Source organism: Actinoplanes subglobosus, from assembly GCF_042650585.1.
In the GTDB taxonomy this organism is placed as follows: Bacteria; Actinomycetota; Actinomycetes; order Mycobacteriales; family Micromonosporaceae; genus Actinoplanes; species Actinoplanes subglobosus.
This window is the reverse complement of sequence record NZ_JBHSBL010000026.1, coordinates 123,559-141,737: the sequence shown is the minus strand read 5'-3', so window position 1 is coordinate 141,737 and position 18,179 is coordinate 123,559. Positions and strand designations below refer to the sequence as shown.

Annotated in this window: 17 protein-coding genes; 10 read left to right on the top strand and 7 right to left on the bottom strand. The window is 70.8% G+C overall.

The window, feature by feature from the left end; genetic code table 11:
- Window positions 1–345: 345 nt before the first annotated feature.
- Genes ACFO0C_RS38990 through ACFO0C_RS38970 form a run of 5 tightly spaced genes read right to left on the bottom strand, consistent with a single transcriptional unit; the run spans window position 346 to window position 4,612 of the window.
- Window positions 346–1,185: an alpha/beta fold hydrolase gene (locus ACFO0C_RS38990; RefSeq protein WP_378071826.1), complete on the bottom strand. Its 840-nt coding sequence runs from the start codon at window positions 1,183–1,185 to the stop codon at window positions 346–348.
- Entirely contained in the window at window positions 1,182–2,057 is an 876-nt protein-coding gene (locus tag ACFO0C_RS38985) for an SDR family NAD(P)-dependent oxidoreductase (RefSeq protein WP_378071825.1), read from the bottom strand. Before ACFO0C_RS38985 ends, ACFO0C_RS38990 begins: the two co-directional genes overlap by 4 nt.
- Window positions 2,054–3,535, bottom strand: coding sequence for a flavin-containing monooxygenase (locus ACFO0C_RS38980; RefSeq protein WP_378071824.1), 1,482 nt, complete (start codon window positions 3,533–3,535; stop codon window positions 2,054–2,056). The genes ACFO0C_RS38985 and ACFO0C_RS38980 overlap by 4 nt, the downstream gene beginning before the upstream one ends.
- The gene (locus tag ACFO0C_RS38975; protein WP_378071823.1) at window positions 3,525–3,923 is read right to left on the bottom strand and encodes a DUF4873 domain-containing protein; all 399 of its coding nucleotides are present in this window, start codon (window positions 3,921–3,923) and stop codon (window positions 3,525–3,527) included. Before ACFO0C_RS38975 ends, ACFO0C_RS38980 begins: the two co-directional genes overlap by 11 nt.
- Entirely contained in the window at window positions 3,920–4,612 is a 693-nt protein-coding gene (locus ACFO0C_RS38970; RefSeq protein WP_378071822.1) for a TetR/AcrR family transcriptional regulator, read from the bottom strand. The genes ACFO0C_RS38975 and ACFO0C_RS38970 overlap by 4 nt, the downstream gene beginning before the upstream one ends.
- A gap of 71 nt (window positions 4,613–4,683) precedes the next feature.
- Between ACFO0C_RS38970 and ACFO0C_RS38965 the strand changes: the two genes are divergently transcribed.
- Window positions 4,684–5,601: an AurF N-oxygenase family protein gene (locus tag ACFO0C_RS38965; RefSeq protein WP_378071821.1), complete on the top strand. Its 918-nt coding sequence runs from the start codon at window positions 4,684–4,686 to the stop codon at window positions 5,599–5,601.
- Between the two features lie 244 nt (window positions 5,602–5,845).
- Here ACFO0C_RS38965 and ACFO0C_RS38960 read toward each other — a convergent pair whose 3' ends face one another.
- Both ACFO0C_RS38960 and ACFO0C_RS38955 read right to left on the bottom strand, forming a co-directional pair.
- Window positions 5,846–6,598 carry a hypothetical protein gene (locus ACFO0C_RS38960; RefSeq protein WP_378071820.1) on the bottom strand — a complete coding sequence of 251 codons (753 nt, stop codon included), beginning with the start codon at window positions 6,596–6,598 and terminating at the stop codon, window positions 5,846–5,848.
- A gap of 71 nt (window positions 6,599–6,669) precedes the next feature.
- Entirely contained in the window at window positions 6,670–7,971 is a 1,302-nt protein-coding gene (locus ACFO0C_RS38955; protein WP_378071819.1) for a hypothetical protein, read from the bottom strand.
- Between the two features lie 50 nt (window positions 7,972–8,021).
- Here ACFO0C_RS38955 and ACFO0C_RS38950 point away from each other — a divergent pair, with 50 nt between their 5' ends.
- The 9 genes from ACFO0C_RS38950 to ACFO0C_RS38910 all read left to right on the top strand — a co-directional run bounded on the left by ACFO0C_RS38950 (window position 8,022) and on the right by ACFO0C_RS38910 (window position 18,117).
- A complete protein-coding gene (locus tag ACFO0C_RS38950) occupies window positions 8,022–8,540 on the top strand; it encodes a hypothetical protein (RefSeq protein ID WP_378071818.1) in 519 nt (172 codons plus the stop codon).
- A 565-nt stretch (window positions 8,541–9,105) separates the two neighbouring features.
- Entirely contained in the window at window positions 9,106–9,324 is a 219-nt protein-coding gene (locus ACFO0C_RS38945; protein WP_378071817.1) for a hypothetical protein, read from the top strand.
- Window positions 9,325–9,455: 131 nt separating this feature from the next.
- Window positions 9,456–10,553 carry a uroporphyrinogen-III synthase gene (locus ACFO0C_RS38940; RefSeq protein WP_378071980.1) on the top strand — a complete coding sequence of 366 codons (1,098 nt, stop codon included), beginning with the start codon at window positions 9,456–9,458 and terminating at the stop codon, window positions 10,551–10,553.
- Window positions 10,554–10,754: 201 nt separating this feature from the next.
- Entirely contained in the window at window positions 10,755–11,444 is a 690-nt protein-coding gene (locus ACFO0C_RS38935; RefSeq protein ID WP_378071816.1) for a sirohydrochlorin chelatase, read from the top strand.
- Between the two features lie 95 nt (window positions 11,445–11,539).
- Complete coding sequence (locus tag ACFO0C_RS38930; protein WP_378071815.1) at window positions 11,540–13,639, top strand: molybdopterin oxidoreductase family protein; 2,100 nt, start codon at window positions 11,540–11,542, stop codon at window positions 13,637–13,639.
- Window positions 13,640–13,641: 2 nt separating this feature from the next.
- The gene (locus ACFO0C_RS38925; RefSeq protein ID WP_378071814.1) at window positions 13,642–13,989 is read left to right on the top strand and encodes a molybdopterin oxidoreductase; all 348 of its coding nucleotides are present in this window, start codon (window positions 13,642–13,644) and stop codon (window positions 13,987–13,989) included.
- A complete protein-coding gene (gene nirB, locus ACFO0C_RS38920; protein ID WP_378071813.1) occupies window positions 13,989–16,451 on the top strand; it encodes a nitrite reductase large subunit NirB in 2,463 nt (820 codons plus the stop codon). Before ACFO0C_RS38925 ends, nirB begins: the two co-directional genes overlap by 1 nt.
- Complete coding sequence (locus ACFO0C_RS38915) at window positions 16,448–16,765, top strand: Rieske (2Fe-2S) protein (RefSeq protein WP_378071812.1); 318 nt, start codon at window positions 16,448–16,450, stop codon at window positions 16,763–16,765. The genes nirB and ACFO0C_RS38915 overlap by 4 nt, the downstream gene beginning before the upstream one ends.
- A 2-nt stretch (window positions 16,766–16,767) precedes the next feature.
- Entirely contained in the window at window positions 16,768–18,117 is a 1,350-nt protein-coding gene (locus ACFO0C_RS38910) for a nitrate/nitrite transporter (RefSeq protein ID WP_378071811.1), read from the top strand.
- The last annotated feature ends 62 nt before the right edge of the window (window positions 18,118–18,179 follow it).

The window sequence follows — 18,179 nt, the reverse complement described above, 5'->3', positions numbered from 1 at the left end:
GGGAGTCCGGGCGGCCGGACGGGGTGGCGGCCGGGAGGGACGGCGGCCGGATGGGACGGCGGCCGGATGGGACGGCGGCCGGATGGGACGGCGGCCGGATGGGACGGCGGCCGGATGGGACGGCGGCCGGATGGGACGGCGGCCGGATGGGACAGCGGCCGGATGGGACAGCGGCCGGATGGGACAGCGGCCGGATGGGACAGCGGCCGGATGGGACAGCGGCCGGATGGGACAGCGGCCGGAAGAGACAGCGGCCGGAAGAGACAGTGGTGGGAAGGGGCTGCGGGAGCGGTCCGGGCGGCGTCCCCCTCGACGCCGCCCGGGCCGTGCCCCCTCAACCGGGTCTCAGACGGCCACCCGGGCCAGCATCGGGCGGACCAGGCCGGCGAATTCGGCCGGGCGTTCGATCTGTGGCATGTGGCCGGTCCGGGCGAACATGTGTGACTGCGCGTGCGGGAACGCCGCCCGCGCAGCCGGCAGGTGACTGCTCGGCAGGATCAGGTCGCGGTCGCCCCAGACGATCATGGTGGGCCGGGTGGAACCGGCCACCCGGGCCAGCAGGTCGGTGCGCCAGGGGGCGGCGACTCCGCGGAGACCGCCCAGCGCCTTCGCGATCTCCAGGTAGACGGGCGCGAAATCCGGCTGGCGGGCGATCTTGATGGCCATCGCGACGCGTTCCGGAGTGACCAACGCACGGTCGGCGAAGATCATGCGTTCCATCCGGGGCGCGGTGAGCCGGTCGATGCGGCGCAGCATCTGGCGGCCCAGGCCGGGTACGGCGAGCATCCGCAACGCGACGGTCACCTCCTTGCCGAAGCCGGCGCTGTTCACCAGCGTCAGCGTCGACACCCGGTCGGGTGTGGCGGCGAGCATGCTCATCGACACGGCGCCGCCGAGCGAGTTGCCCATCAGATGAACCGGCCGGGTCTCGCCGATCGCGTCGAGCGTCGCCCACACCCCGTCGGCGAGGACGTCGAGTGTGGTGCTCGCCGGCATCCGCTGCGACAGGCCGAAACCGGGCATGTCCACGCTGATCACCCGGTAGTCGTCGTCGAGGAGCGGATGCTGCAGCGCCCAGTCCTCGAGGCTGCGGCCGATGCCGTGCAGCAGCACGACGGGCGGCGCGGCCGGATCTCCGCTCTCGTGCAAACGGACGCGGGTACCCCGTACGTCCAGGAATCTCATCTTTTGATCACCGCCGCCGGGCGCGCGCCCCGGGAGGAAGCGGCGACGGTGGCCGCGCGGACGATCCGCGCATGGCCGACCGGCAGAAGCCGGGCCAGCAGGTCCGGCGCCTTGGCGCTGGACGCGATCAGCAGCCGGGCCTTCCGCTTCGCGACGGCCCGCAGGATCTGTTCCGCGGCCTTCTCCGGCGGATAGCTGAGCAGCGCGGCGAAAAGCTTCTTGTTGGGTTCGATCTCTTCTTCCGGTACGCGTGACCCGATCAGCGCGGACTCGGCGATCCTCGTCCTGATCCCGCCCGGGTGAACGGTCGTGACACCGACGCCGTTGTCGACGAGCTCGCCGCGCAGCGATTCGCTGAGCCCGCGCAGCGCGAACTTGCTCGCGCAGTAGGCACTCTGCCCGGGCGGCGCGATCAGCCCGAACAGGCTCGACACGTTGACCAGGTGCCCGCCGGGCGTGGCGGTGAGCGCCGGCAGCAGCGCGTGCGTGAGCAGCATCGGCGCCCGGAAGTTGACGTTCATGACCTGCTCGAACTGGTCGACCGACACCTGGTCGAAGCGCCCGCCGAGCGCGATGCCGGCGTTGTTGACGAGCAGCCCGATCGCCGGGTGCTCGGCCAGCACCAGGGTGGCGAGCCCGTCGACGGCGGCCCGGTCGGCGAGGTCGGCGACGACGGTCCGGACGGTGAGGGCCGGATGCGAGACGCGGATGCGTTCGGCGACCGGTCCGAGCCGGGCCTCGTCGACGTCGACCAGGACCAGGTCGCTGCCGCGATGGGCCAGGCCGTAGGCGAGGTGCTCGCCGATGCCGCTGGCCGCTCCGGTGAGGACGGCGGTGCGGCCGGCGAACCGGTATTCGGGGAGTCGTGTCATGGGACCACCTCTGAGCTGACGGAAGCGGGGCGGACGGGGGTGGGGCTGCGCGTGAACTCCATGTCCCGGGTGACGTCGGCTCGAGGCGTGGTGAGCACGTCACGCAGGTAGTTCTGCCGGACGAGCCACGGATCGCGGTCGCCCTGGCGGGGGAAGATGTCGAGAGCGCGCTGCACGTACCCGGACGAGAGGTCGAGCAGCGGGCGGCCGGTCCCGCCGGGTGCGGTGGGCGCGGCCGACGTGTAGCCGTGACGTTCCATGTGGTCGAGCAGTTTCAGCAGGTAGCGGTGGGACAGGTCGGCGCGCAGCGTCCATGACGCGTTGACGTATCCGATGCAGTAGGCGAAGTTCGGCACGCCGCCGAGCATCAGGCCGCGGTAGGAGGCGGACTTCCCGACGTCGACCGGTGCGCCGTCGACGGACAGCCGGATCCCGCCGACCGGCAGCAGGGACAGGCCGGTCGCCGAGACCACGATGTCGGCGTCGAGTGTCGTCCCCGACCTGAGGCGGATGCCCTCCGGGACGAACGTGTCGATGTGGTCGGTGACGACCGAGGCGCGGCCGTCGGTGATCGACCGGTAGAGGTCACCGGACGGGATCACACAGAGCCGCTGGTCCCAGGGGTCGTAGTGCGGCGAGAAGTGCTCGTCCACGTACGCCGGATTCTTCAGGAAGTGCACGGCGACGGCCCGCAGCGCGCGGCGGACCAGCTTCGGCCGGCGTTTCGCGACCTGGTAGAAGGCCTGCGTGACCAGGATGTTCTTGGCGCGGGCGATACGGTTCGCGGCGTTCGGCGGCAGCAGGCGGCGGGCGACGTCGGCGACCACGTCCCGGTCCGGCAGCGGCGTGACGTACGTGGGGGAGCGCTGGAGCATCGTCACGTGCGCCGCGTCGGCGGCCATGGCCGGCACCAGCGTGACAGCGGTGGCGCCACTGCCGATGATGACCACCCGCTTGCCGCGGTGGTCGAGGTCCTCCGGCCAGAACTGCGGGTGCACCAGCTCGCCGGCGAAGTCCCCGAGCCCGGGGAAGTCCGGCCGGTAGCCCTCGTCGTAGTCGTAATATCCGGCGCAGCCGTAGAGGAACGAGCAGGTCAGCGTCTCGCCGGCGGCGGTGTGCACGGTCCAGCGGGCATCAGCCGACGACCACTGCGCGCTGGTCACCCGGGTGCCGAAGCGGATGTGCCCGGTGATGCCGGCCTCGTCGGCGGTCTCCTGGATGTAGCGGCGGATCTTGTCACCGGAGGCCAGCGACTCGGGTTCGCGCCACGGCCGGAACGGGTAGCTGAGGGTGAACATGTCCGAGTCGGATCGCACGCCCGGGTAGCGGAACAGATCCCAGGTGCCGCCGATCGCGTCACGGGCCTCGAGGACGGCGTACGTGTCCCGCGGCCGCTGTTTCCGCAGCCGCCAGGCGGCACCGATCCCGGACAGGCCGGCCCCGACGATCAGGACGTCGAAGTGCTGCTCACTCGCCATCGGACACCGGCCCGAACCACGGGGGAGTGCCCGTCCCGGAGAGGCGGATGCCACCCCACGGGTCGGGGTCGCTCAGTTTCACCACGGTCTCCGGCGAACCCGGGACGATGATCGTCGCCTTGCGCAGCCCGGCGCCGACACGTTCGCGCAGCATGTCGTGCGGACCGGTGCGGCCGGCCCAGCGGAATCGGCCCTCGATCGGCTCGAACCGGGCGGACATCCGGATCTCGACCGGGACCGCGACGTCGTCGATCCGTAACGTTGCCGGCCCGCGATACTCGTCATCGTTCGTATTGACCGCATCAACATTGATTGCATCAACATGGACCGCGTCAATGTTGACGGGATCCATGTTGACCGCGTCGACGTGGTTCGGGCTGGTGTTCACAGGTCTGTCGCCCACCCTTCGTGTGCGGCGAGTCCACCGGGGATGTCGGCGGCACGGCGCATGCCGGCGATACCGCTCCAGAGGAACGTCGTCAGGTATTCGCCCAGCGCCTCCCGGCTGATGGGTTGCTGCTGGCGCAGCCACCAGTCGCCGACCGACTGCACATAACCGACCACGCCGTACGCCCACGGCAGTGCCGCGCCGGAGTCGAGCCCGCGGGCGCGCAGCCGGTCGCCGAAGATCCGGGCCAGGCCGCTGGCCACGGTGTCCATCACGTCGGCGACCACGTCGCGGTGCCGGGCGATGTCGGGCTGGTGCACGACGAACCGGTACAGGTTCAGGTCGGCCTCGATGTGGGCCAGGTAGACGTCGATGGCCGCGGCGACGACGGCCCGCTCCTCCCGGACGGCCGCGACCGCCGGGACCATCGCCTCCAGCAGGGTGGCGCCCGCCTGCTGGCCGACCGCGAGCCACAGCTCCGACTTGTCGGCGAAGTAGCGGTAGAGGACCGGCTTGCTGACCCCGGCGTGCGCGGCGATGGCGCCCATGCCGACATCCGGCCCGTGCAGGCGGATCGCCTCGATGGCCGCGGTGGTCAGCTCCGCCCGCCGCTGTTCACGATGACCGTCCCAGCGGCCGCGGCGGCCGTCCGACCTGCTGGGATTGACGGGTGGAGTGGCGGAGTTCATAGTACTAGAAGTAACTGTTACCGCCGGTAACGTCAAGTATCTCAGCAGCGTCGAGGTTTCTGGAGGACCGGATGACCACCACTCCCACCGACCGGGACCGCACCGCCACCCGGCTGCTCCGGTCCTCGGCCGAGCACTCCTACGACCCCGCGGTGGAGATCGACTGGGAGGCCCCGTTCGTCGAGGGCAAGTACTTCGTGCCGCCGCACCGCTCCAGCCTCTACGGCACCGCGCTGTGGGAGCGGATGACCGATGAGCAGCGCATCGAGCTGACCAAACACGAGGTCGCCAGCATCGCCGGCCTGGGCGTCTGGTTCGAGACGATCCTGATGCAGCTGCTCGTCCGGGAGTACTTCAAACAGGACCCGACCGCCCCGCACGCCCAGTACGCGCTCACCGAGATTGCCGACGAGTGCCGCCACTCCGTCATGTTCGGCCGGATGATCGCCCGCCTCGACGCGCCGCTCTACCAGCCGACCGGCATCAACCAGTGGCTCGGCAAGTGGATCGCCCACACCGGTGTCGGCCCGCGGATGTACGCCGCCATCCTGATCGCCGAGGAGATCCTGGACGCCCTCCAGCGCGAGGCGATGAACGACGAGAACGTGCAGCCCCTGGTCCGGATGGTGTCCCGCATCCACGTCGTCGAGGAGGCCCGGCACGTCCGCTACGCCCGCGAGGAACTGGCCCGCCAGATCCGTGCGGCCGGCCGGGGACGGCTCGCCTTCGACAAGCTGGTGATCGCCCGAGCCGCCTACCTCACCGGCACCCGCCTGATCGACCCGCGCGTCTACCAGGCCGTCGGCATCGACCCGGAGGAGGGCCGCCGCGCCGCCCGGGCCAACCCGCACCACCGGGAGACGATGCGCTGGGCCGGCGAGCGCATCGTCGGCTTCCTCTCCGACCTCGACCTGATCGGAGGCCCCGCCACCGCACTGTGGCACGCCTCCGGCCTCCTCCCGCGCCCGGCCGCCACCACAGCTGCCTGACCGGTCCGGCCACCACAGCTGCCTGACCGGCCTGGCCACCACAGCTGCCTCACCGGCCTGGCCACCACAGCTGCCTGACCGGCCTGGCCACCACATCCGCCTGACCGGCCCGGCCGGCGTAGCCGCCTGACCGGGGCCGCCTTGCGGCCCGCGATCGGCCGCCGCTGCGAGGCCCGGATCGTCGGCTGCCGCCACCCGTGTCCGCCGGCTCGGGCCGCGGCGGGGCGCGGCTGCCGGTCCAGGGTCAGGCAGCCAGGAGCAGGGCCGCCCGGTCCTCGTCCACCCCGCCTCGCCACGCCGCGAGTGGGAGCGTGATGTCCGAGCGTATGGATCCACGCTGGGTGCGTGACGCCACATGGCGTTCGGCGACCGGCACGAAACGGTCCCACGACGGTGGCAGCGCGGCCCCGCGGAGGACGCCGATCTCGGCGAGGCCGATCAGGATGCCGTAACGCTGATACTTGTCGGTGGCCGGCACGATCCGGGCCCGGGCCATCGCCTTCTCCAGGGCGCCCGGGGTCGTCCCGGCGGGCTGGGCCCGGCAGAGATCGAGCAGCGAACGCAACCGTGCCCGATCCTCGTCGTCCGGTGCCGGCAGGCCCTCGCCGGCGGCGGCCTCCAGATCAGGTAGGTAGTGGGCGGGCAACTCGTTCCACGACCAGCCCAGCGCGAGCCGCACCAGCTCATGTGTCACGTCGAGGTCCGACACCGGGCCCAGGCCGCAGTCCGGGACGTCACCGGCGCCGGCCAGGAAACGGGCCCACCCGTAGGAGACGACCGTCTGCCGCCCCCGGGGCGCGCTCCCGAGCCCCGCGACGAACGCCGCCAGCACCGCCCGCTCGTCGAGAGCCGCGACCAGGGACACGGCGCGGTCGACGATCTCGCGGTCCGTCCACTGCTCGGTGGTGTGCACCGGCCATCCGTCGGCACGTGCCGCGTCGAGGTCGGCCGCGGCGGGTGGGCCGGGCAGACCTTTAACCGATCCGGTACGGGACAACCGGTACCCATAGCACCGCATCAACCGTGCAAGCTCGTCACCAGCCGGAATCCGTCTCGGCGCGCGGGCCGTCATCGCTCCCCCGGTGTGAGTAGCCCGCCGGACCGTTCCAGTCCGCCGGACCGTTCCAGTCCGCCGGACCGTTCCAGTCCACCGGGCCGTTCCAGTCCACCGGGCCGTTCCAGCGTGCCGGGCCGTTCCAGCGTGCCGGGCCGTTCCAGCGTGCCGGAGCGCTCCAGTGCGGTGTGGACCCGGGCGAGCAACGGGCGGCTCCGCGCTGTGCGGGCCATCCGCTCCAAGGCGCGCGAAGTCACCGATCCCGGGCGCCCGGCCAGAATCTCGACAGTGGCCGCCGCTGTCCGGGCCGCCCGTGGGTGCACCGTCCAGGCGGACGGCTCCCCGGCAAGCACGGCGACCCGGGCCAACAGCGCGGTCACCTCAGCGACCGGCAGCGCGGTGATCTCCCCGGAGACGAACGCCGGGGGCGCGGTTGCTGGTACAGCCGGGGGCGCGGTTGCTGGTACAGCTGGCGGCGAGGTCGCCGGTACAGCTGGCGGCGAGGTCACCGGTACGGCCGGGGGCGAGGTCAGCGATAAAGCCGGCGGCGAGGTCACCGATACGCTCGGCGGCTCGGCTGCCGGCGCGGGTAAGTGGACTGCGGCCAGCCAGCACACGCCACGGAGAAGACTGTCGTGGTCGGCGTGGACCGGGCCCGCCGTACCACAGAAGGCCTGAAGAACGTCTCGTATCGCGGCCGGGACCTGTGCGGAGACCGCCACCGCCGTCTCCGCCCGGCGTAGCCAGGCCTTCGACGGCACCGGGCGGGTGAGGGACCCGGCGAGTTCGAGTGCCGCCATCGTCGCGGGATCGTCGCGGACGCCGGCGAGGATCGGATAGATCGCCGTGCTGAACCGGTCGTCGAAGACCGGCGTGGTGTCACCGGACCGGGCCAGCGCCTGGCCGAACCGGTCGGCGAGGGTCTGCCGGACGTGGGCCGGCATGCCGTCGTCGCCGCGGAGCCGGGCGACCAGCGCGGTCAGGGCCGGCGCGCACTCGGCCAGCCAGGCGGCCGGGATCTCCTGGACGATCACCGAGGGCACGACCAGCGGCCCGGCGCCTGCCCCGGGACCGTGGCGGCTCAGCGCCCACACCAGGTCACCGCGCTGCCAGGGCCGTGGCTCGCCGCCGGCCCGGTAGATCCGCGGGCTGGCACCGACGTCGCGATGCCAGCCGGACACGGCCTCCGCATGCCACTGCATCAGCTCGAGCCGATCGCCCTCGGGATCGTCGGGCGCGAAGTCGCACGGGTCGCCCGCTGCCGGGTCGACGGTGAACGGTGCGAGCCCGGGAAGGAGCGAACGCCACTGATCCATGCCCGGCATCATGCCGCCCGGGTACGACAGAAAGCGTTACATTCAAGATCATGAGCGAGGAGCGATCGTACGGCCGCCGCGATCTGATCGACGCCTTTCTGGCCACGCGTGACGGGAACGGGTACGACGGCTACCGGCAGGAGTCGTCGGCCTACAACGCCGCGCTCCGGTCCCACCACGAGGGGATGCTCGGCGGGCTGGAGCGCCTCTACGGCATCACGCTGAGCTGGGCGGGTGTCCCGGACAAGGCGCTGTTCATGCTCTTCCAGTCGACGGCCCGGTCGCTGTTGGCGCTGACCACGCCGTGGTCGGGGTTCCTCGAGGCGGGCCTGCTGTTCAAGCGGCTGGAGGCCGTGGGGGAGCCCGGCGCCCGGGTGATGGCCGCGAGCGACCGCATCTGGGCCCGCAACAACGAGTCCCGCGAGGACCACCTGCTGATCCTCGACGAACTTCTCACCGTCTTCCTGAGCGACGCCGCCGATCGTGTCTTCACCGCCGCCGACCTGCGTGCTGCCGGAACCGACCCGGTACCACCGAGCACCGACGACTTCCCGCTGTACGACGACTGACGAAGGCAGCGGCCGCGAAGGCGGTGGTGGCTGAGGTGGGCGGCGGCCCGGGAGGACGGTGGCTGAGGTGGGCGGCGGCCCGGGAGGACGGTGGCTGAGGTGGGCGGCGGCCCGGGAGGACGGTGGCTGAGGTGGGCGGCGGCCCGGGAGGACGGTGGCTGAGGTAGGCGGCGGCCCGGGAGGACGGTGCCCCCGAAGGCTCCCAGTGATCATGGCGATACCCCTGGTGACTGCCGTGAGCTGCGGTGATGCGCGTCGCACGGGTGCGGAACGGTTTCAGCGAGGTTGCCGGTTCCCTACCGACGGCCGGGCCGGCGGGTGCGGCGGACGGGCGCCCGGTTCGGGACGGTCGGCTGGTGGGCCGCGGCCGCCCGGTGTGCGACATTGTCGCGACGTTGCCCGGCATGGCCGTGGAGCAGACGTGGGGACGGGCGACCGTGGCCTGCACGTGGGGACGCGCGACCGTGGCCTGCACGTAGGGACGCGCGACCGTGGCGTGCACGTGGGGACGCGCGACCGTGGCGTGGACCGGCGACGCGCGACCGTGACCGGGGAAGGGGACGAGATGGACGACGCTCTGGTGGCTTACAACGCCGGGCGGGTGGACGGCGCCGCCGGATTCCGGGACCCGCAGATAGCCGAGGACCCGGAGGTCGGTGCCGATTACCGGGTCGGGGTGCTGGACGGCCGGATCGCGGCGTTTCATCTGATCATGGAGGTGCGGCGGATCCTCGGCGTGGAGGGGTCACTCTTCGAGCGTCCGGACGACGTCACCGGTTCATGATCAACAACTCACAACAGTCGCAGGCACCCAAGTGACCGGCCGTTATTCTGGCTGAAACATTCACTTGGCGGTCCCGAAACCAGGCCTTAGGACTCTTGCACCGGACGGCGGCACAGGATGGGGACCGGATGATCGAGGGCGCATTGGCCGGCTTCACCGTGGCGGTGACCGCGGAACGACGCCGGAGTGAGATGGCCGCTCTACTGGAGCGGCGCGGAGCACGCGTGATCAGTGCACCCGCGATCACGATCATTCCACTGGTCGACGACGAGGCGCTGCACGCGGCGACGGCGGCCTGCATCGGCCTGGAGCCGCATCTGGTGGTCGCGACCACCGGGTTCGGGTTCCGTGGCTGGCTGGAGGCGGCCGAGGGCTGGGGACTGGCCGAGACGCTGCGGGAGTCGCTGCGCAACGCGCGGATCATCGCCCGCGGCCCGAAACCGTGCGGCGCGATCCGTGCGGCCGGGCTGACCGAGGACTGGGCGGCCAAGACCGAGGCCTCCGAGGAGGTCCTCGAAAGGCTGCTCAGCGAGGGCGTGTCCGGGCTCCGGATCGTCGTGCAGGAGCACGGGGAGCCGCAGACCGAGTTCGTGAAAGCGCTGCGCGCGGCCGGCGCGGCGGTCGTCGAGGTGCCGGTCTACCGCTGGGCGATGCCGCCCGACGTGGCACCGGTGCGGCGGCTCGCCGAGCAGGTGGCGGCCGGCCAGATCGACGCGGTGACGTTCACCAGCGCGCCCGCGGTCAAGGCGTTCCTGCAGATCGCCGAGGAGGCCAGGGCGGACGTCGCGAGGGCCTTCGGCTGCCGCACGCTCGCCGCGTGCGTCGGCCCGGTCACGGCCGCTCCGCTGGTCGAGCGCGGTATTCCCACGGTGATGCCGGAGCGTTACCGCCTGGGCGCGCTCATCAAGACGGTCACCGACGAGCTGCCGCGGCGCGCGGTCCGGCTCCAGGTCGCCGGGACGACCCTGGAGGTACGCGGACACGCCGTCCTGATCGACGAGGTGCCCCACGCGCTCGCCCCCGCGGCGATGTCGATCCTCTCCGCCCTGGCCCGCAAGCCCGGCGCCGTCGTCTCGAAGGACCAGCTGGCGGCGGCCCTGCCCCGGGGCAACGACGGTCACGCGGTCGACGTGGCGGTGGCCCGTCTGCGTGCCGCCCTCGGTTCCGCCAAGCACATCGAGACAGTGATCAAGCGTGGCTACCGGCTGCGCATAGACGAAGCCGCCTGACCGGCCGGTTTTCTCCCGGTCACATCTCCGGCGACGAGGCCGGACCGTGGAAGCGCCCGATGTCGATGCCGGGCCACCACCAGACACTGAATCACCACGGCCCGTGACCGGTTATCCGGCCACCTCCGGCCGCCGGATCGCACCGCGCGCCTGATGCCATGCCGGGCCGCTCCCCACCGCACAGCCTTGAGGAGATGTCCCATGAGCGAGAACACCACCCTGATTGCCGTCGCCCACGGCACCCGCTCGCCGGCCGGCCGCCGTCAGATCCAGGAGCTGGCCGCCGCGGTCGCCCGCCGCCGGCCCGGCCTGGACGTCCGCCTCTGCTACGTCGACGTGCAGGAACCCAAGGTCGCCGACGTGGTCGCCGGGGTGTCCGCCGAGCAGGACGCGCACCGCGACGCCGTCGTCGTGCCGCTCCTGCTGTCGGCCGGGTATCACGTCCGGGTCGACATCGCCGAGGCGGTGGCCGGTACCGGGTTCCCGGTGACGGCCCCGCTCGGGCCGGACGACGTCTTCCTGGAGAGCCTGCGCCGGAGCGTGCCGGCCGCCGCCGACGCGATCGTGCTCGCCTCGGCCGGGTCGTCGGATCCGCGGTGGGTGCGGGGCATCCGTGAGGTGGCGGCCGAACTACCCGGCCGGGTCGAGCTGGGTTACACGTCCGGCAGCGGGCCGCGGGTCGCCGACGTGGTGGCGAGACTGCGCGCGGAGGGGGCGAGGAACATCGCGATCGCCGCGTATCTGCTGGCCGAGGGCCTCTTCTACCGGACCCTGCACAGCGCCGGCGCCGACTCGGTGACCCCTCCGCTGTGCCGTCACGCCGACGTCGCCGACCTGGTTCTGCGTCGGTTCGATAGCGCAATCCTCACAACCGCCGGTAGCGGCTTGTAGTCACATCGGTCGCCGAGCGGTTGTAGGGATTCCTGAACAACAGCGTCACCGCCAGGCGTCGTAAGGGTTAACGGCGGGCCGAAAACATCTTCCCTGTGACGGCGACCCAGACGCATTGCCCGTACTGCGCCCTGCAGTGCGGGATGACGCTGACGCCCGAGCTTCCCACGCGACTGGGGATGCCGGGTGTCCGGCTCGAGCCGGCCGAGTTCCCGGTCAACCGGGGCGGCCTGTGCGCCAAGGGCTTCACCGCGGCGGACCTGCTGGACCACCCGGACCGGCTGCTGACGCCGCTGGTCCGGAAGGAGCCCGGCAACCGGGACTCCCCCCTGCGGGAGGCGTCCTGGGAGGAGGCGTACGAGCGGATCGTGACCGCGATCCGGGACAGTCAGGAGGAGTTCGGCCTGGACAGTGTCGGCGCTTTCGGTGGCGGCGGGCTGACGAATGAGAAGGCGTATGCGCTCGGCAAGTTCGTGCGGGTGGCGCTGCGGTCGTCGGCGATCGACTACAACGGCCGGTTCTGCATGTCGAGTGCGGCGACCGCGGCGAACCGGTCCCTCGGGATCGACCGCGGCCTGCCGTTCCCGCTGGCCGACGTGGCCGAGGCGCGGACGGTGCTGCTGGTCGGCGCGAACCCGGCCGACGCGATGCCGCCGTCCATGCAGTACCTGGACACCGGGCGGGCCAACGGCGCCAAGCACATCGTGGTGGACCCGCGCCGCACCAACACGGCCAACGGCGCCCACCTGCACCTCCAGCCGCTGCCCGGCACCGACCTGGTGCTCGCGAACGGGATGCTGCACATCGCGATCCGCGAGGGATGGGTCGACGAGGCCTACATCGCCGAGAGGACCGAGGGCTTCCCGGCGGTACGGTCGGCGACGAACTCCTACTGGCCGGAGCGGGTCGAACGGCTGACCGGCGTCCCGGAGGCGCAGCTGCGGGAGACCGTGCGCCTGCTCGCCACCGAGGGCCCGAGCATGATCCTCACCGCGCGGGGTGCCGAGCAGCACAGCAACGGTACCGACACCGCGCAGGCGTGGCTCAACCTGGCGCTCGCGCTCGGCCTGGTCGGCAGACCCTTCTCCGGGTACGGCACGATCACCGGCCAGGGCAACGGGCAGGGCGGGCGCGAGCACGGGCAGAAGGCCGACCAGCTCCCGGGTTACCGGCGTCTCGACGACCCGGCGGCACGCGCTCACGTCGCCGGTGTGTGGGGCGTGGACCCCGACGAGCTGCCACGGCCGGGCGTCTCGGCGTACGAGATGATCGATGGTCTCGGCGCCGAAGGCGGAGTCAAGGTCCTGTGGGTCCTGGCCAGCAACATCGTCGTCTCCGCGCCACACAGCAACAACGTCGTCGACAAGCTGCGGAGACTCGACTTCCTGGTGGTCTCCGACATCTTCCTGTCGGAGACCGCCGGCCTCGCCGACGTCGTCCTCCCGACCGCCCAGTGGGCGGAGGAGGAGGGCACGATGACCAACCTCGAGGGCCGTGTGATCCGGCGGAAGATGGCGCTGCCGCCTCCGCCGCTGGTCAAGAGCGACCTGACGGTGCTGACCGAGCTGGCCGGGCACCTGGGCCGGGGCGAGTTCTTCACCGACGAGCCGCGTGTGGTGTTCGAGGAACTGCGGCGGGCCAGTGCCGGCGGGATCGCCGACTACGCCGGCATCAGCTACGAGCGGATCGAGTCCGAGCAGGGCGTCTTCTGGCCGTGCCCGGACGAGGAGCACCCGGGGACGCCGCGGCTGTTCGCGGCGAGCTTCCCGACGGCCTCCGGCCGCGCCCGGTTCGTCCGGGTCGATCACCGCGACGCGGCCGAGCTTCCCGATTCGACCTTCCCGTACGTGCTGACGACCGGCCGCAACATGCAGCAGTACCAGAGCGGCAACCAGACCAGGCGGGTGCGGGCGCTCACGGTGGCGCTGCCCGAACCGCGCGCCGAGATCCACCCCGACCTGGCCCGCCGCCACGGCATCGCCGACGGTGACCTGGTCGAGCTCCGCAGCCGCCGGGGCGCCGCGACGTTGCGGGCCCGGCTCAGCGACGGTATCCGCCCGGACACGGTGTTCGCGCCGTTCCACTGGCCGGGTGCGAACGCGCTGACCAATCCGGCACTTGATCCCCATTCGAAGATGCCCGCCTTCAAGGTGTGCGCGATCGCCCTGGCCAAAGCCGAAGACGGGAGCTTCTGACCATGTACTCCACACCTCGCTTTCTGCAGGGCGTGTTCGCCTTCGAGGGCAAGGGCCTCGACGAGCCCGCCCCGCTGAACCCTTCGCTCAGCTGGACGGTGCCGGCCGGCACGACCGGCCAGGCCGTCTACTTCCGCGGCGGCAACGCCAGCGACGAACTGATCTGCGTCGTGCTGGTGCGCGACGGAGCACCCATGCGGTACTTCCCGGTCGGCGCGAAGGGCGACGTCCACGTGCCGCTGCGGGTGCTGGAGGACCTCGCCGCCGGCACCACGGTGGAGCTGTGGCTCGCCGCACCGGCCGGACTGAACGGAACCGTGATCGTGGACCTCGGACTGGTGGAGATCTGATGACCCAGAAGCTCGTAGTCATCGGCAACGGTATGGCGGGCGCCCGCACGGTCGAGGAGATCCTCGCCCGCAACGGCGACTTCTCCATCACGATGTTCGGTGACGAGCCGTACGGCAACTACAACCGGATCATGCTGTCCAACCTGCTCGCCGGGGTGGAGGACGAGGACGGGATCTACCTCAACGACCTGAGCTGGTACGCCGACAACGACATCACCCTCAACGCGGGCGTGAAGATCGAGCGGATCGACCGGTTCGCCAAGAAGGTGTACGCCACGGACGGGACGGCCACCCCGTACGACAAGCTGATCATCGCTACCGGGTCGAGCTCGTGGACTCCGCCGATCAAGAACATCCACAACCCGAAGCGCGGCTTCCACCAGGGCGTCTTCGCGTTCCGGACGCTCGACGACACCCGCGGCATGATCCGCTACGCCCGGGACCACGAGCGCGCGGTCGTGATCGGCGGCGGCCTGCTCGGCCTGGAGGCGGCCCGCGGCCTGCAGAACCACCTGAGCGACGTGACCCTGCTGCACGCCGCGGGCCACCTGATGGAGCGGCAGCTCGACGAGAAGGCCGGCCACATGCTGCAGGCCAGCGTCGAGAACAAGCTCGGCATCAAGGTCATCACCAACGCGATGACCACCGAGATCCTCGGCAAGGACCGGGTCACCGGCGTCAAGCTGGCCGACGGCACGGTCATCCCCTGCGACGTCGTGGTGATCGCCGCCGGTATCCGGCCGAACACCCAGGTCGCCGCGGACAGCGGGCTGACCGTCGAGCGTGGCATCGTCGTCGACGACCAGATGCGGGTGCAGGACGAGGACGACATCTACTCGGTCGGCGAGTGCGCCCAGCACCGCGGCAACCTGTACGGCCTGGTCGCGCCGCTGTGGGACCAGGCGAAGGTACTCGCCGACCACGTCACCGGCCGCGACGTCGAGGCCGCGTACACCGGCTCGAAACTCTCCACCAAGCTGAAGGTCGCCGGCATCGACGTCGCCTCGATGGGTCTCATCGCGCCGGAGACCGACGACGACGAGGTGATCATCTACAGCGAGCCCAAGAAGGGCGTCTACAAGCAGCTCATCATCCGCGACGGCGCGCTGGCCGGCGCGATCCTGGTCGGCGACAACAGCAAGGCCGCCAACCTGATCCAGTCCTTCGACCGGGCGCAGGCCCTGCCGGAGGAGCGGGCCGAGATGCTCTTCGACATCGGCGGCCCGGCCGGCGAGGTCAAGCCCGAGGACATGCCCGACGACGCGCAGGTCTGCAACTGCAACGGCGTCAGCAAGGGCGCCATCTGCGGCGTCGTGCAGGGCGGCTGCAAGACGGTCTCCGGCGTGATGGACAAGACCCGGGCCGGCAAGGGCTGCGGCACCTGCAAGCCGCTGGTCCAGCGGATCGTCGAGTGGGCCGCCGGCGGCGAGGCCGAGGAGGACCCGGCCGCGTCGTGGTACGTCCCGGGCGTACCGATGCCGAAGCCGGAGCTGATGGCCGCGATCCGCCGTTTCGAGCTGAAGAGCGTCTCGTCGGTCTTCGACAAGCTGGTGCCGGGCGGTGAGCACGACGCCAAGAGCAAGATGGGCCTGGCCTCGCTGCTCAAGATGATGTGGGCCGACGAGTACGTCGACGAGCGCGACGCCCGGTTCATCAACGACCGGGTGCACGGCAACATCCAGAAGGACGGCACCTTCTCGGTGGTCCCGCAGATGAAGGGCGGCGTCACCACCCCGGCCGAGCTCAAGCGGATCGCCGAGGTCGCCGAGAAGTACAACGTGCCGATGGTCAAGCTCACCGGCGGCCAGCGGATCGACCTGCTCGGCATCCCCAAGGAGCAGCTGCCGGCCATGTGGGCGGACCTCGACATGCCTTCCGGGTACGCCTACGCGAAGAGCTTCCGCACGGTCAAGACCTGCGTCGGCTCCGATTTCTGCCGATTCGGAGTCGGTGACTCGACCGCGCTGGGCATCGCAATCGAGGAGCGTTACCAGGGCCTCGAAGGTCCCGGGAAGATGAAGCTCGCGGTCACCGGCTGCCCGCGCAACTGTGCCGAGGCGTACGTCAAGGACCTCGGGGTCGTCGCGATCGACGGCGGTAGGTGGGAGATCTACGTCGGCGGGGCCGCCGGCGCCCACATCCGCAAGGGCGACCTGCTCTGCACGGTCGACTCCGCCGAAGAAGTGATCCGACTGACCGGCCGGTTCCTCCAGTACTACCGGGAGAACGCGAACTGGCTGGAGCGCACCTACGCGTTCGTCCCCCGGATCGGCATCGAGCGGATCCGCGAGATCGTCATCGAGGACACCGACGGCATCGCCGCACAGTTGGACGCCGCCGTCGAGGAGGCCGTCCAGTCGTACAAGGACCCCTGGAAGGAGCGGGCCGCCCCGGCCACGCCCGGCCAGTTCCGTACCTCCCTTCCCCTGACCGTTCTCCCCCAGGTTCCGGTGCGCTCATGACCATCGCCCCCATCGCCGAGACCGTTCTCGGCCCCGTCGACGAGATCCCGTTCGGCGAAGGACGTACCTACGCCGTCGGGCCCGACATGATCGCAGTCTTCCGCCTCCGCGACGGCTCCCTGCGCGCGGTGTCCGCGGTCTGCCCCCACAAGGGCGGCCCGCTCGCGGACGGACAGATCGACAACAAGGTTGTCGTCTGCCCCTTGCACCTCTTCGCATGGGACCTCGCCACCGGGTGTTCCCAGTCCGGACAGCCCCCGATCAGCGTCTACCCGGTCCGGGTCGATGACGGTCACATCATTCTGGGAGACTGATAATGACTGCCACACTTCCTACCGTTTCACCGGCGAGACCCGACGCGAAGTCGCTGAAGGGCCACTGGATCGACGACTGGCGGCCCGAGGACCCGGAGTTCTGGGACAACGGCGGCAAGCAGATCGCCAAGCGCAACCTGATCTTCTCGATCTTCTCCGAGCACATCGGCTTCTCGGTGTGGTCGCTGTGGTCGGTCATGGTGCTGTTCCTCGGCCCCGCCTACGGGTTCGACCCGGCGCAGAAGTTCCTGCTCACGGCCGTGCCCACGCTTGTCGGAGCGGCGCTGCGGATCCCGTACACCTTCGCCGTCGCCCGTTTCGGCGGCCGGAACTGGACCATCATCAGCGCGTCGCTGCTGCTCATCCCGTCGATCACGGCAGCCTTCATGATCGAGCCGGGCGTCGATTACTCGACCCTGCTGATCCTGGCCGCGCTGGCCGGCGTCGGCGGTGGCAACTTCGCCTCCTCGATGGCCAACATCAACGCGTTCTACCCGGACCGGCTCAAGGGCTGGGCGCTCGGCATCAACGCCGGCGGCGGCAACATCGGCGTCCCCGCGGTGCAGCTGGTCGGCCTGCTGGTGCTCGCCACCGTCGGTGCCGGCAGCCCCGGCCTGGTGGCCGGCGTCTACATCCCGCTGATCGTGATCGCGGCGGTCGGCTCGGCGATCTACATGGACAACCTGACCCAGGCCCGCAACGAGAAGCGCGGCATGCGCGACGCGACCAAGGAGGGGCACACCTGGGTGATGTCGGTGCTCTACATCGGCACCTTCGGCTCGTTCATCGGCTTCGGGTTCGCCTTCGGCCAGGTGTTGCAGGTGCAGTTCGCGGACATCTTCAACACCCCGGTCAAGGCCGCCTACCTGACCTTCATCGGCCCGCTGCTGGGCTCGCTGATCAGGCCCTTCGGCGGGGCGCTGGCCGACCGGTTCGGCGGCTCGAAGGTCACCTTCATCAACTTCATCGCGATGGCTGCCGGCGCGTCGATCGTGCTCTTCGCGGCGCAGCAGCGGTCGCTGCCGCTGTACCTGGTCGGGTTCATCACGCTGTTCATCCTCAGCGGACTGGGCAACGGCTCGACCTACAAGATGATCCCGGCGATCTTCAAGCAGAAGTACGCCGACGACGAGCACCGGGCCCGGCGGATCTCCGGCGCGGTCATCGGCATCGCCGGCGCGATCGGCGCGGTCGGCGGTGTGCTGGTCAACCTGGCCTTCCGTCAGTCGTTCCTGACCTACAAGGACGCGGACGCGGCGTACATCGCGTTCATCGCCTTCTACGCGCTCTGCGTGCTCGTCACCTGGGTCGTCTACCTCCGCCCGGCGGCCCGCACCAAGATCGCGGTCTGAGGCTCAGTTTTCTCCCCTTTTCGGCCCAGCACTGTACGGGCTGAAGGTCGTCGCATGACCGG

What these genes read in the sequence shown, in the direction of transcription:
- ACFO0C_RS38935 (WP_378071816.1), top strand. Translation starts at nt 10,755, where the DNA reads ATGAGCGAGAACACCACCCTGATTGCCGTCGCCCACGGCACCCGCTCG.
- ACFO0C_RS38910 (WP_378071811.1), top strand. Translation starts at nt 16,768, where the DNA reads ATGACTGCCACACTTCCTACCGTTTCACCGGCGAGACCCGACGCGAAG.
- ACFO0C_RS38915 (WP_378071812.1), top strand. Translation starts at nt 16,448, where the DNA reads ATGACCATCGCCCCCATCGCCGAGACCGTTCTCGGCCCCGTCGACGAG.
- ACFO0C_RS38990 (WP_378071826.1), bottom strand. Translation starts at nt 1,185, where the DNA reads ATGAGATTCCTGGACGTACGGGGTACCCGCGTCCGTTTGCACGAGAGC.
- ACFO0C_RS38955 (WP_378071819.1), bottom strand. Translation starts at nt 7,971, where the DNA reads ATGGATCAGTGGCGTTCGCTCCTTCCCGGGCTCGCACCGTTCACCGTC.
- ACFO0C_RS38980 (WP_378071824.1), bottom strand. Translation starts at nt 3,535, where the DNA reads ATGGCGAGTGAGCAGCACTTCGACGTCCTGATCGTCGGGGCCGGCCTG.
- ACFO0C_RS38970 (WP_378071822.1), bottom strand. Translation starts at nt 4,612, where the DNA reads ATGAACTCCGCCACTCCACCCGTCAATCCCAGCAGGTCGGACGGCCGC.
- ACFO0C_RS38985 (WP_378071825.1), bottom strand. Translation starts at nt 2,057, where the DNA reads ATGACACGACTCCCCGAATACCGGTTCGCCGGCCGCACCGCCGTCCTC.
- ACFO0C_RS38950 (WP_378071818.1), top strand. Translation starts at nt 8,022, where the DNA reads ATGAGCGAGGAGCGATCGTACGGCCGCCGCGATCTGATCGACGCCTTT.
- ACFO0C_RS38965 (WP_378071821.1), top strand. Translation starts at nt 4,684, where the DNA reads ATGACCACCACTCCCACCGACCGGGACCGCACCGCCACCCGGCTGCTC.
- ACFO0C_RS38945 (WP_378071817.1), top strand. Translation starts at nt 9,106, where the DNA reads ATGGACGACGCTCTGGTGGCTTACAACGCCGGGCGGGTGGACGGCGCC.
- ACFO0C_RS38925 (WP_378071814.1), top strand. Translation starts at nt 13,642, where the DNA reads ATGTACTCCACACCTCGCTTTCTGCAGGGCGTGTTCGCCTTCGAGGGC.
- nirB (WP_378071813.1), top strand. Translation starts at nt 13,989, where the DNA reads ATGACCCAGAAGCTCGTAGTCATCGGCAACGGTATGGCGGGCGCCCGC.